The 13376-nt window shown below is 63.2% G+C and carries 11 protein-coding genes; 8 read left to right on the forward strand and 3 right to left on the reverse strand.

All coding sequences use genetic code 11. The features are described from left to right. Positions 1-37: 37 nt before the first annotated feature. Positions 38-1261: an ROK family transcriptional regulator gene (locus ACWA13_RS00705; RefSeq protein ID WP_463936065.1), complete on the reverse strand. Its 1224-nt coding sequence runs from the start codon at positions 1259-1261 to the stop codon at positions 38-40. Positions 1262-1455: 194 nt separating this feature from the next. Here ACWA13_RS00705 and ACWA13_RS00710 point away from each other — a divergent pair, with 194 nt between their 5' ends. The 8 genes from ACWA13_RS00710 (at position 1456) to ACWA13_RS00745 (ending at position 11092) form a co-directional block, all read left to right on the forward strand. Next, positions 1456-3162: an ABC transporter substrate-binding protein gene (locus tag ACWA13_RS00710; RefSeq protein ID WP_463936066.1), complete on the forward strand. Its 1707-nt coding sequence runs from the start codon at positions 1456-1458 to the stop codon at positions 3160-3162. Between the two features lie 75 nt (positions 3163-3237). Beyond that, positions 3238-4227, forward strand: a complete 990-nt coding sequence (locus ACWA13_RS00715; protein ID WP_463936068.1) for an ABC transporter permease — start codon at positions 3238-3240, stop codon at positions 4225-4227. Between the two features lie 14 nt (positions 4228-4241). After that, a complete protein-coding gene (locus ACWA13_RS00720; protein WP_463936070.1) occupies positions 4242-5255 on the forward strand; it encodes an ABC transporter permease in 1014 nt (337 codons plus the stop codon). Next, a complete protein-coding gene (locus tag ACWA13_RS00725; protein WP_463936071.1) occupies positions 5252-6154 on the forward strand; it encodes an ABC transporter ATP-binding protein in 903 nt (300 codons plus the stop codon). Before ACWA13_RS00720 ends, ACWA13_RS00725 begins: the two co-directional genes overlap by 4 nt. Further along, positions 6151-7065, forward strand: a complete 915-nt coding sequence (locus ACWA13_RS00730; RefSeq protein WP_463936073.1) for an ABC transporter ATP-binding protein — start codon at positions 6151-6153, stop codon at positions 7063-7065. The genes ACWA13_RS00725 and ACWA13_RS00730 overlap by 4 nt, the downstream gene beginning before the upstream one ends. Before the next feature lie 9 nt (positions 7066-7074). After that, complete coding sequence (locus ACWA13_RS00735) at positions 7075-9606, forward strand: glycoside hydrolase family 2 protein (RefSeq protein WP_463936075.1); 2532 nt, start codon at positions 7075-7077, stop codon at positions 9604-9606. Between the two features lie 55 nt (positions 9607-9661). Continuing rightward, positions 9662-10582, forward strand: a complete 921-nt coding sequence (locus tag ACWA13_RS00740) for an N-acetylglucosamine kinase (RefSeq protein WP_463937981.1) — start codon at positions 9662-9664, stop codon at positions 10580-10582. Positions 10583-10630: 48 nt separating this feature from the next. Continuing rightward, a complete protein-coding gene (locus ACWA13_RS00745) occupies positions 10631-11092 on the forward strand; it encodes a GatB/YqeY domain-containing protein (protein ID WP_463936076.1) in 462 nt (153 codons plus the stop codon). 32 nt (positions 11093-11124) lie between these two features. On the opposite strand, the gene ACWA13_RS00750 is transcribed toward ACWA13_RS00745, so the two are convergent. Both ACWA13_RS00750 and ACWA13_RS00755 read right to left on the reverse strand, forming a co-directional pair. Beyond that, complete coding sequence (locus ACWA13_RS00750; protein ID WP_463936077.1) at positions 11125-12108, reverse strand: SDR family oxidoreductase; 984 nt, start codon at positions 12106-12108, stop codon at positions 11125-11127. 35 nt (positions 12109-12143) lie between these two features. Next, on the reverse strand, positions 12144-13319 hold the full coding sequence (locus ACWA13_RS00755; protein WP_463936079.1) for a zinc-dependent alcohol dehydrogenase: 1176 nt from the start codon (positions 13317-13319) through the stop codon (positions 12144-12146). Positions 13320-13376: the final 57 nt, after the last annotated feature.

The raw sequence follows: 13376 nt of genomic DNA on the forward strand, positions 1-13376 counted from the left end.
TGAGATGGGTGAAGCTGACGGGATGTATTGCTGAGGTTCACAAGGTGGGCTGCCTCCTTGCGTTGGCGGCGTAGGGCATCCGGAGCACCTGCAGGGAGCCGCCTACTGCCGCAGCCAGGGAACCATGGGCGGAAAGGACGACGTCGATTGGCCTCAGTTCGCGGTTGAAGGCCGTTGTCTCCAGGACGTCGGAGATGCCTTGACGCATCATTGGGCCGGCGATCGAGAAGGCAGGTCCCGCCAGGACCACGGTGCCCAGGTCAAAGAGGTTAACCAGGGTGACGGCGGCCTGCCCCAGCCCCTGCGCTGCCTCGGCAAGCAGGATGTGGGCCCGTGCGTTTCCGGTGACGGCGGCCTGCGCGATCCGGTCGAAATTGACCAGGGTGTCGCCGGGGCTGCCAATGAGTCCCAGGCTGTTACTGAGGCCGGCGTCTGCCAGGGCCCGGGCAACCACGGCTGCACTGCCATAGCTTGCCTCCACGCAGCCCCTGTTGCCGCACTCGCACAGCGGACCTGAGGAATCCAGCGAGATATGGCCGATTTCCACGCTGTTTGAGCTGCCTCCCCGGTAAACCTCCCGGTCCACAATCACGCCGCCTCCCAGGCCGCTGGCCATGTAAATGACCCCGAACGTGTCCGCGGCGACGTCACCCAACCACTGCTCGCCCAGTGCAGCAGCAGTTGCGTCGTTTTCCAGGAGCACCGGAAGGCCGGTGAGCCGGGAGAGTGCAGGGGCAAGGGGGTGCCCGTACCAGGCCGGAGTGGGGCGCGGCGCCAACAGCTTTCCCGTCAGTCGGTCCTGCGGGCCATGCGTCACCAGGCTGATGCCCAGGACGCGGTTCAGCTGCACCTGTTCAGTTTCCAGGAGATCCAGGATGTTTGCGGCCAGCAACGCCAGCATGTCCTCGGGGCTGTTGCTCCCGGACCCCTGAAGGGTCCGCCGGGCAGCGAGCCGCCCTGCGAAGTCGGTGAGCACTACCGAACTGGTACACCTGTCCATCTGCACGCCGATCGCAAAATGCGCGTCCGACTGCAGCTGCAGGAGCCTGCGGGGCTGGCCGCCCCTGGAGCGGGCCTGCCCCACCTCCCGGACCAGCTCCTCATCCAGGAGTTCACGGACCACGTTGGTGATTGTCCCTGGCGTCAGGCCGGTGGCACCCACCAGCTCGACACGGCTGATCGTGCCGCGCGTGCGCATGATGTCCAGAAGCCGCGACCGCGTCGAAGGCAGAACTGGCGGGGTCAGTACCGCAGATGCCAACCCATGCCTCCGTTCTTTAGATACCGCGTCTCATTGCCCGGTGGTGCCGGGTACTGCCGGGCGGTGTGAACCAAATTCTTATCCATAATAACTTGACTGACTTAATTTAATCACCTAACTTTTTCATAGGCCGTGATGTACGGCACATCAAAGCAAGCCGGACACTGCGGACCGGCTGACTGAAAGGACCAGAGATGCTCCTCCCTACCCGAACCCGCGGTACCCGCCCGCGTCGAGCCGTTCTGGCCGTTGCTGCTGGCGCAACAGCCTTGGGCCTGTTGCTGAGCGGTTGCTCCGGCGGTGCTGGCGGCAATGCCGGGAACGCCAACGAGACTCTGGTTGCCTACACCGGCCAAGCCGGCGATTACCAGATCAACTTCAACCCCTTCTCCCCGTCCCAGATCGCCGGCCCCGGAGCCATCTTCGAACCGCTCTTCTACCTGAACAAGGCCGTCGGGGACTCCAAGCCGGAACCCCTTCTGGGGACGGAGTACACGTGGAACGAGGCCGGAACCGAGCTCTCCGTGACTCTGCGTGATGGCGTCAAATGGAGCGACGGCAAAGAATTCACGGCCAACGATGTTGCCTTCACGTTCAACCTGCTCAAGGAGCACCCCGCGCTGAACAGCATCGGGTTCACGGGATCGGTCTCGGCCACGGATGCCACCCATGTCACCTTTGCCTGGGATGCTCCGGCGTTCGTTTCCGGGCCGGACATCCTCACCCAGGCAGTCATTGTCCCGGAACATCTGTGGTCCTCCATGGACCCGGAGACCGATGTGGTGGAAAAGCCCGTGGGGACCGGCGCATACCAGCTGGCCGACTTCAAACCACAGGCGTTTACCCTCAAGGCCAACCCCACCTACTGGGGCGGCGAGCCTGCAGTAAAGAACGTCCGCTACATCGCTCTGTCCGGCAACACCGCCGGCGCCGACGCTATTGCAGCAGGGACTATCGATTGGCAGACGGGCCCTGTTCCGGATATCCAGAACGTATCCAAGAACTTCCCCAACTATGAGAAGCTCACTGTTGCCCAGAGTCAGCAGGTACTTGCTTCCTGTGCCAGTGTGCAGCTTGGCTGCACCGGCCCGCAGACCGATGCCGCTGTCCGCAAGGCCCTCTACCTGGCCCTCGACCGGACCCAGCTGAACAAACTCGCCTATGAGGACACCGCGGCGCCGATTTCGCCGTCGTTTGCCCTGGTGGACACGCAGGCAGAATGGATTTCGCCGTCCGTCAAACCCGTTACGGCACCTGCTGGCCCGGATGTCGCCGGTGCACAGCAGACCCTCGAATCCGCAGGCTGGGCCAAGGGCACCGACGGCATCTACGCCAAGGACGGCCAAAAGTTGACCCTGACCATCGAGGTGGTCTCCGGCTGGACCGATTACATTACGGCCATCCAGACCATCGCAGAGCAGGCCAAGGCAGCCGGCATCGACATCCAGGCCTCCCAGTCCTCCTGGAACGAGTGGACCGACAAACGCACCAAGGGCAACTTCCAGCTTGCCATTGACTCGCTGTGGCAGGGACCGGCCTCGGATCCTTACTACGTGTACAACTACTTCTTTTCCTCTGCCACCACCAAGCCCGTGGGTGAGAGCGCCGGCAACAACTACGCCCGGTACTCCAACCCCGCTGTGGACGCCGCTGTGGAGGGCCTGAAGAACGTCGGTTTCGAGGACAAAGCCGCGCGGCAGGAACACTTCAACGTAATCCAGCAAGCCCTGGTTGAGGAGATGCCCTACATTCCGGTCCTGACCGGCGGCACCACCAGCACCTGGAACAAGGCAAAGTTCACCGGTTGGCCCACCGAGGAGGACGTGTACGCCTTCCCGGCCGTGTGGTCCCGCCTCGACGCTGCCCAGATCTTCAAGACGCTCAAGCCCGCAAACGGGTAATCCGCGGTGTGCCGGGCGGGCAACCGTCCGGCACACCCATTCCCCCAACCAAGACCAGGTGCGACAGGTGCAACAGTGAATTACGTAATCCGAAAGCTCGGTTTTTATGCCGCGGCCCTCTGGGCAGCGCTGACCCTGAACTTCATCATTCCCCGAATGCTTCCGGGCAATCCGGTAGACATCCTGCTGGCAAAACTCCAGCAGCGTGGCGGCAGCATCACTCCGGAGACCCGAAAGGCGTATTCCATTCTCCTCGGAGGAGATGACACCGAGCCCATACTGTCGCAGTACTGGACCTACCTGGCCAACATTGCGCGCGGCGATTTGGGGGTTTCGATCAGCTACTTCCCGGCCAAGGTCACGGACGTCATTGGTGCCTCGATGCCGTGGACGGTCATCCTGGTGGGCGTCTCCACCATCCTGGCGGCGCTTCTGGGAATCATCCTCGGTGCACTGGTGGGCTGGCGGCCCGGAACCTGGATGGACTCCCTGGTGCCCGCCACCACACTGCTTGCTGCCGTTCCCTATTTCTGGCTTGCACTGGTCCTGGTCTACCTCCTGTCCCGTGGACTCGGCTGGTTCCCCGCCCAAGGAGGTTACGACGTCGTGCTTGATCCCGGCTGGAACATGCCGTTTATCTTCTCGGCGATTGAATATGCGGTCCTTCCGGCGCTGACGATTGTCATTGCGTCCGTGGGTGGATGGCTGCTGGGAATGCGGAACATGATGGTGTCCACGCTGTCCGAGGACTACGTCCTGACCGCGCGTGCCAAGGGTCTTCCGGAACGCTGGATCATGCTGAACTACGCGGCCCGCAACGCAGTCCTGCCCTCCGTGGCGGGCTTCGCAATCTCCTTGGGTTTTGTTGTCTCCGGTTCCGTGGTGACCGAACAGGTCTTCTCCTACCCGGGCATCGGCTCCAGGCTGCTGGCCGCCGTCACCAACAACGACTACGCACTGATGCAGGGCGTCTTCCTGTACATCACCATCGCAGTGCTGGCAGCAAACCTCCTGGTGGACCTCCTGTACAGCCTGGTTGACCCCAGGACCCGGGCCAGAGGCTAAGGACGGATTCACTCATGACTAACATCCAACCCCTGTCAGAACAGGCACCCGCCAGCCCAACGGAGGAACTGGCCACCCTCGCCAAGGAAAGCGGAAAGCGTCCCAAGGCTGCCTGGCGGCTGATGCTTCCCACCCCCACTCCCTGGCTGATCACCGGGCTGAGCCTGATCGGCGGCATCACTGCCTTCGGGATCCTTGGCCCGCTGCTGGTGGGAGACCCTTCGGCCATCAGCAACATCGGCCTGAGTGGTCCAAGCGGGGACCACCTGCTGGGTACCACCCAGACCGGCCAGGACGTCCTGGCCCAGCTGGCCCACGCCACCCTTGGTTCGCTGCAGATCGGCTTCCTGGTGGGCATCCTGGCCACCATCCTCTCCGCTTTCTTCGGCATTTACGGTGCCTACCTGGGCGGCTTCGCTGATGAGGTTTTCTCGCTGCTCTCCAACGTGTTCCTGGTGATTCCCGGCCTTCCGCTGGTGATTGTCATCTCCGGATTTGTTCCCCGGGAAAGCCGCGGGTTGTGGACCATTGCCCTGGTGCTGGCCCTGACCAGCTGGGCAGCCTCGGCCCGGGTACTTCGTGCCCAGACGCTGTCCGTGCGGAACCGGGACTACGTCGCGGCATCGAGGGTGTCCGGTGAAAAGCCGTGGCGCGTGATCGCCGTAGAAATCCTGCCCAACCTGCTTCCTGTTCTGGCCTCCCAGTTCGTCTTCTCGGTCATCGCCGCGATCCTGGGCGAGGCCGGGCTCTCCTTCCTGGGCCTGGGCGCCTCCAATTCCTCCACCCTGGGCACCATGCTGTTCTACGCGCAGAACGGCTTCGCACTGCCGCTGGGCGCCTGGTGGTGGTTCCTCCCGCCGGGCCTGATCATCGCCCTGTTCGGCATGGGCCTGTCACTGATCAACTTCTCCATTGACGAGATCATCAACCCCAAGCTTAAGAACGCCCGCATGGTGCGACGCCGTGCACGGCGGACGGCCCAGGCGGAGAAGAAAGCAGCAGTGTCAAAGAAAGCAGCGGTGTCATGAGCGCAGATCTGGCAACCACCCGCGAACAGGACCTCCGGCGTTCCGGACCGGTTCTCACCGTGCGGGACCTTAGCGTGGTCTACGAAACCGAACACCACGCTGTGGAGGCCGTGAAGAATGCGTCGTTTGAGCTGGGCAGGGGAGAAATTCTTGGCCTGGCAGGCGAATCAGGCTGTGGCAAAACCACCCTGGCTTACGCGATCAACCGCCTCCACCAAGCCCCGGCGCGCATCGCCTCCGGCCAGGTGGTCTTTCACGACCAGGATGGCGCGGACATCGAGCTGCTTGACCTGGAAGATGAGGCTCTCCGGCGCTTCCGATGGACCAAACTGTCCATGGTGTTTCAAGGGGCCATGAACGCGCTGAACCCGGTCCGTAACATCGGCAGCCAGCTTGATGACACGCTCCGGGCCCACAGGCCGGCCCTGTCCAAGGCTGAGCGGGCGGCCAGGTGTGCCGATGTACTGACGCGGGTGGGTGTTGATCCGGGCAGGCTGCGTTCCTATCCCCACGAGTTGTCCGGCGGTATGCGCCAGCGCGTGATGATCGCCATGGCCATGCTCCTGGAGCCGCAGGTCATGATCATGGATGAGCCCACCACCGCGTTGGACGTTGTGGTGCAGCGGGACATCCTGCGCGAAATCGTGCGGTTGAAGGAAGAACTTAACTTCGCCGTCATTTTCATCACCCACGATCTTCCGCTGCTGCTGGAAATAAGCGACCGGATCGCGGTAATGCTCCGCGGCGAAATTGTGGAGCTGGACAGCGCCGACAAGCTGTACAGCTCCGCTTCCCACCCCTACACCCGGAAACTGCTTGCCTCCTTCCCCAGCCTGAGCGGTGACCGGGGGGCCTTTATCCGGTCCGGGGAAACTGAAGACTTCAAGGAGCAGCCATGACCTCCGTTTCCGTTACCAACCTGACCAAGGAATATTCCCTTAGGAACGGCCTGCACCGGAGCAAGCTGACGGCCGTTGACCGTGTCAGTTTCGACCTGCTTCCGGGCAGGACCGTCGCGCTGGTGGGGGAGTCCGGCTCGGGTAAATCCACCATTGCCAAGCTGTTGACCCGGATGGAAAAACCGACGTCGGGCAAAATTTCCGTGGAGCTGGATGACAAAACCCCGGTAGTGGGTTCGATCTACCGGCGCCACGTGCAGATGGTGTTCCAGGATCCTTTTGCCTCGCTCAACCCGTTCCACTCGATCGAACACCACATTGCGCGTCCGCTGAAGATCCACGGCCGGACCCGCACCGCCTCGGAAACCCACAACCGGGTGCTGGAGATGCTGGACCGCGTCAACCTGACCCCGTCCGATGTGGTCGCCGCCAAGCGTCCGCACGAATTGTCCGGCGGTCAGCGCCAGCGCGTGGCGATTGCCCGTGCCTTGGCGCCGGGGGCGCAGGTGCTGATCGCGGACGAGCCCGTCTCCATGCTGGATGTCTCCATCCGGCTGGGTGTCCTGAACCTCCTGGGCCGGCTACAGCGGGAGGACAACCTCGCAGTCCTTTACATCACCCACGACCTGGCAACGGCCCGGCACTTCTCTGACGAGATCCTGGTCCTCTACCGGGGCAGGGTGGTGGAACGCGGTCCTTCGGACGACGTCATCCTCAACCCGCAGCATCCCTACACCCGGCTGCTGGCCGAGGCTGCTCCGGACCCGGAACGGATCGGCAGGGTGGCGCTCAGCGATAAGCCGGTGGACCGGAACGCCATTGATAACTCCGTCTGCTACAACCACAACACCAGGGAGTGGGAGCACATCGACAAGATGAACACCCCCGCCCTGAGCCACAAAAACCACTAGGACGTGAACATGATTGCCTCCCCATTGAACGACGGATGGACCGTAACGGCCATCGCCGGCCACACGCCGTCGACCATTCCCGCGAAGGTCCCGGCCCGGGTTCCGGGAACGGTGCATACCGACCTCATGGATTCGGGTCTGATCCGGGACCCGTACCTGGACTCGAACGAGGCGGAACTGCGGTGGATGCACGACGTCGACTGGCGCTATGAAGCTCCCCTCACCTTGGGTGCCGCCAGTTTCAGGGAACGCGTCGACCTGGTGTTCGACGGCGTCGATACAGTGGGTGCCATTCGGCTTGGCGGGCGGGAGCTGGGATCCACGGCCAACATGCACCGTTCCTACAGGTTTGATGTCCGGGCCGAAGCGGACGGGCAGGAACGCTCCCTGGAAGTTGATCTGCGCTCTGCCACTGCTTACGCGGAGGAGCTCCGGGCGCGACTGGGGGACCGGCCCAGCGCCTACCACCCTGTTCCGTTCAACTTTGTGCGGAAGATGGCCTGCAGCTTCGGCTGGGACTGGGGACCGGACCTGCGCACCGCGGGCCTGTGGAAAGAAGTGCGAATCGAACGCTGGAGCACAGCGCGGCTGGCGCAGGTGCGGCCACTGGTCACCGTGGACGCCGACGGCACGGGCAAGGTCGAACTGCACGTGACGCTGGAGCGCTCCGGTCTGGAAGAAGCTGCTGAACTGACGATCAAAGCCGGTGTAGACGGGATCGAAGCGACGGTTTCCGTGGACGCTTCGTCAACTGCCGCCGTCGTAAATCTTGACGTTCCCAACGCAGCCCTGTGGTGGCCTGTCGGATACGGTGAGCAGCCGCTGTCAGCGCTCCAGCTGTCCCTGGTGGATTCTGCGGGCGCCGAGCTTGATACCTGGGAACGCAGAATCGGCTTCCGGACGGTTGAGGTTGATACCTCCCGGGACGAGTTTGGAACGGCCTTTAAGCTCAAGATCAACGGGCAGCCCGTGTTCGTCAAGGGGGCCAACTGGATCCCGGATGATCACCTGCTGACCAGGATCACCCGGGCTCGGATAGACCGCCGGCTGGATCAGGCGCTGGGGGCCAACCTTAACCTCCTGCGCATCTGGGGCGGCGGCGTCTACGAATCCGAGGACTTCTACACCGCCTGCGACGAGCGCGGAATCCTGGTATGGCAGGACTTCCTGCTGGCCTGCGCCGCCTACCCGGAAGAGGCTCCGATCTGGGATGAACTGGAAGCCGAAGCCCGGGAGAACGTGGTCCGGCTGGCTCCGCATGCCTCGCTTGTCATCTGGAACGGCGGCAACGAGAACGTCTGGGGCTTCGAGGACTGGGGCTGGAAGGAAGAGCTCGAAGGCCGCAGCTGGGGCGGGCGCTACGCCCACGAACTCCTGGGCGGAATAGTGGCGGAGCTTGATCCCACTCGGCCGTACTGCGACAACAGCCCGTACACACCCGGCGCGAACCCCGAGGACATCCATCCGAACGACCCGAACCACGGAACCCACCACCAGTGGGAGGTCTGGAACCGGATCGACTACTCCGCCTACCGGAACGACATCCCGCGGTTCTGCTCCGAGTTTGGTTTCCAGGGCCCGCCGGCCTGGCGTACCCTGACTGACTTTGTCCATGCCAGCAGCGGAGGCCCGCTGGCCGACGCGGAGAACCCCAAGGAGGATCCAGCGTTCCTCATCCACCAGAAGGCGGACGACGGAAACGGCAAGCTGGACCGCGGCCTGGCACCGCACCTGGGCATTCCGGCCGGCTTCGAGGACTGGCATTGGGCCACGCAGCTCAATCAGGCGAGGGCGGTACGCTACGCGATTGAGCACTACCGGTCCTGGTGGCCCCGTACCGCCGGTGCCATTGTGTGGCAGCTGAATGACTGCTGGCCCGTCACGTCCTGGGCGGCCGTGGATTCACAGGAACGGCCCAAGCCGCTATGGCACGGCCTGCGCCAGGCCAACGCACCCCGGATCATCTCGTTTGGCCACCGCGAAGGGAAGCTGGTTGTGTCCCTGGTCAACGACACAGCCGAGTCCTGGCGCGGCGCGTTCGCGTTGAGCCTGCAGACCCTGGACGGCGTGGTGCTTGGCGAACGTGAAGAAAACGCTGACGTTGCCGCCCGGTCCGTTGTGATCCTCCCGGTACCGGCGGAGCTGTCGGTTCCGGTGGATGCTGCAGACGAGGCCCTGGTGGCCCGGTTTGGCAGGGAAGTTGCCGTCCACACTTTTGTGGAGGATATCGACCTGAACCTGGACCCGAACCCGCTGGAAGCATCGGCAAAGCAGGTCAGCGGCGGCTACGAAGTTACGGTCCGGGCTAAGTCCCTGGCCCGCGACATCACGCTGCACGTCGACAAAGTGGAGGCAGATGCACGGGTGGACCATGGCCTGGTGACGCTGCCCGCTGGCATGGAGTGGACCTTCTCGGTGGCCATCACGGGGAGCAGGTTTGATCCGGCTGAACTCCTGTCTCCTGCCGTCTTGAGGACAGCCAACGATCTGCGTTCCGTGCCAACTCAGCTCCATGGGGAGGTGCCGGTCCTGAACGCCTGATACACCCAACCGGCCCCGATTACTCCTGCAGAAAGCCCCCACTGTGATTTCCCATGTGCCCGTTCTCGCCATTGACGGCGGTCAGTCGTCAATCCGAACCAGGCTGGTGCCCAGAACGGGAACCCCGTTCGAACGGGAATTCCCGGCACTCCTGACAAATGTTCCACTTATGCCGCAGCTGGCAGCGGTAATCAGGGCAGTCCTGGCGGAGCGGCCTGTGGAACAGGTTCGGGTGGCGGCGGCACTGTCGGGCCTCACGTCACCCAATGTTGACGCCGAGGGAGTCTTGGCTGCCTGCCGGGGTCTTGGTGCCCGGTCCATTCGGATCGCACACGACTCGGTTTCAGGGTATTTGGGGTGCCTCGGTGACCATGCGGGGTCAGCAATAGCCGCAGGAACGGGAGTGGTCACTCTCGCAACCGGTCCAGGAGGATCTTCGCGGGTGGACGGCTGGGGGAACATCATGGGGGATGCAGGGAGCGGTTACTGGATCGGTCGCGCGGGCCTCGATGCGGCTATGCGCGCCTACGACGGACGAGGGGCGCAGACAGCGATCCTGGATGTCCTTCAACAGGACTTTCCGGATGTCGAAGCAGCCTATATTGAAATCCAGTCCGACCCCGAGCGCATCTCGTTCGTGGCCTCCTACGCCCGCAAGATCATTGACCTTTCCGAATATGACAGCGTCTCGGCACGGATCGTGGACCATGCGACGGACGAACTTGCCCTATCGGTCGGAGCGAGCCTGCGCAGCACGGGCTGGACGAGTTCATCCAGCCCCGCCATCAGCTGGGTAGGAAAAATCCTGTCCAGCCCCCGAATGACGGCGCCCCTGCACCGGAAGCTGATAAAAGCGTGGCCCAACGCCCGGATCCTCCCGCCAATGGGCGGACCACTGGATGGCGTCGTCCGGTTGGCCACCTTGCCATCGGGGCACGCCCTGCATTCCCAGCTGCACACAGCCTCCTGCCCCTAGGGGAGGGCAGAATGGGTTACAGGAACCCATAAGGAAACGAGAAAACCCATGAGCCTCAAGGAACGCCTCAAAGAAGACGTTGTCGCCCACATGAAGGCGGGAAACAAAACCGCGTTGAACACGGTCCGGAACGTCCTGGGCGAGATCAGCACCCGCGAGAAGTCCGGGAAAACCCCGGTAGAGCTGGACGACGCCCAGGTAACGTCCCTGCTGCAGAAAGAAGCGGCCAAGCGGCGCGACACCGCGCGCATCTATACCGAAGCCGGGGAGCCGGACCGGGCCGGCGCGGAAATCGAGGAGGCCGAGATCATCGAGGCCTACCTGCCCAAGGCACTCACACGTGAAGAGGTGGAGGCAATCGTGGACGCTGAAGTCGCGGCACTGAAAGCCGAAGGCCACGAGCTCTCCATGCGATCCATCGGCGCGGTGATGAAGCCGGTCACCGTCAAGGTAGCCGGCCGTTTTGATGGCAAAGCCGTCAGCGAGATCGTCCGCAGCCGGCTGGCGTAATCAGGCCTGGGGCTGCCGTGAACCGGAAAGCGTCACGAAGCCCGCTTGGGAAGAAGGTTCCGGGCAATCGACCGGAGTGCAGGAACGCGGCGGCCGGTGGTGGGGCTACTGCTGCCGGCCCGCCAGCCGCCCGCCACCTGGTTACTGGATGGATTCGGGGCGAATATGGTCCCCGTTGACGGGGTCTCAGCACCCGGACGTAGGGCCACCCGGTCCATGACCGCAGTGATGCATCGGTCGTAGAGTTTCGGAAAGAGACTGTGGAAGGGGATGAGGGTCCGCTGGACCTGCCCCACCACCGTCACCCGCCGCGGCCGCTTCGCGTTTTGCAATATTGCCCTGGCCACCCGTTCCGGGGACACCACGGGCGGTACCGGACGCACAGGCTTGCCGGTGTAATTTGCGGCATGCTGGTAAATGGGAGTGTCGATGGTAGCAGGCAGCACCAGGCAGACATGGATATCCCTGGCCTGGTGCAGTTCCTGACGCAGCACTTCAGTGAAGCCGCGCAGGCCAAACTTGCTGGTTATGTAGGGCGAAACGTAGGGCGAGGTAGCCTTTGAGTACACGGAACCGATGACTATCAGCGTCCCCCGGCCCTGCTTGCGGAAGTGCGGCAGGGCTGCCCGGGCGGTGTTGATCGTGCCAAACAGGGTTACCTCGATGACCTGGCGGAACACTTCCGACGGCGTTGATTCGAAAGTTCCGTAACTGAAGACCGAGGCATTGGCCAGGCAAACGTCGATCCGCCCGAAGGCCTGGACTGCCGCATCCATCAGGGCCATCACTTCAGGCTCCCGGCCGATGTCCGTTGGCACCGTGATTACCTCGGCGCCGTGGCCCGCGCACTCGGCGGCAACTTCGTCCAGCGTTTCAGTGCTTCGGGCAGCCAGGACCAGCCGCGCGCCGTCCTTGGCAAAAGCGTGGGCGGTGGCGCGGCCGATGCCGCTGGAGGCCCCGGTAATCACGACGACGGCTCCGTCGGAAAACTGCCCGGCTTTCGAGGGATCTTGCATCGCACTTGTCCTTAAGCGGCGTGTAGCCGGCGTCATCAAGGTTTGAGTATCACCTTGATGCAGTTGTCCTGCTTCTTTTGGAATACCTCGTAGGCGGCGGGCGCATCATCCAGTGGGATCTCGTGGGTAGCCAGGTCGGTGACGCCAAGCGGGTCAGAAGGATCCTCCACCAGTGGCAGTAGATCATCGATCCATCGCTTGACGTTGCACTGGCCCATGCGCATCTGGATCTGCTTGTCGAACAGGGTCAGCATCGGCATCGGATCGGCCATCCCGCCGTAGACGCCGCTGATCGAAACAGTGCCGCCGCGGCGGACAGCGTCGATGCTGGAATGCAGAACGTTCAGGCGGTCCACGCCCGCCTTCTCAATAACCTTTTGCGCGAGGGAATCAGGCAGGAGCCCCGCCGCCTGCTGGGCGAAAGAACCTACGGGTGATCCGTGTGCTTCCATGCCGACGGCGTCCAGGACGGAGTCAGGTCCTCGGCCACCGGTCATTTCGCGGAGCTCATCGCCAACGGTGTCGCTGTAGTCCATGGTTTCGACGCCGTACCGCGCCGCCATGGCACGCCGTTCCGGAACGGGCTCGATCCCGATGACGCGATACCCGAGGTGGATGCCTGCGCGGGCCGCGAACTGTCCTACCGGACCCAGCCCAAAAACGGCCAGCGTACCGCCGTCGGGAACGTCTGCGTATTTCACTCCCTGCCAGGCCGTGGGCAAGATGTCTGAGAGGTACAGATAACGCACGTCTGGCATGTCGGAACCGGCCTTGATGGGGCCATAGTCCGCGAAGGGCACCCGCAGGTATTCTGCCTGTCCGCCAGGGACGGACCCGTAGAGCTCCGAGTACCCGTAGATGCTGGCCCCGGTTCCCTTCTCCCGCACCTGGGTGGTTTCACACTGGGACTGCAGGTTCATGCTGCACATGAGGCACTTTCCGCAGGCGATGTTGAAAGGAATGACCACCCGGTCACCCACCGAGAGGTTTCGCACCGCGCTGCCCACCTCCTGGACGATTCCCATGGGTTCATGCCCCAGGACATCGCCCTTGTGCATGTAAGGGCCCAGTACCTCGTAAAGGTGCAGGTCCGAGCCGCAGATGGCGGAAGAGGTGATTTTGATGATCGCGTCCGTGGGCTCCTGGATGACAGGATCCGGCACCTCTTCAACGCTCACTGATCGCTTTCCCTGCCAGGTAAGTGCCTTCATGAATCAAAGCTCCCTCTGAAGATAAGCATGCTTACCAGTCCCAGTATGGTGATCTTT

Source organism: Pseudarthrobacter sp. TRD_SC_9 (assembly GCF_055361265.1).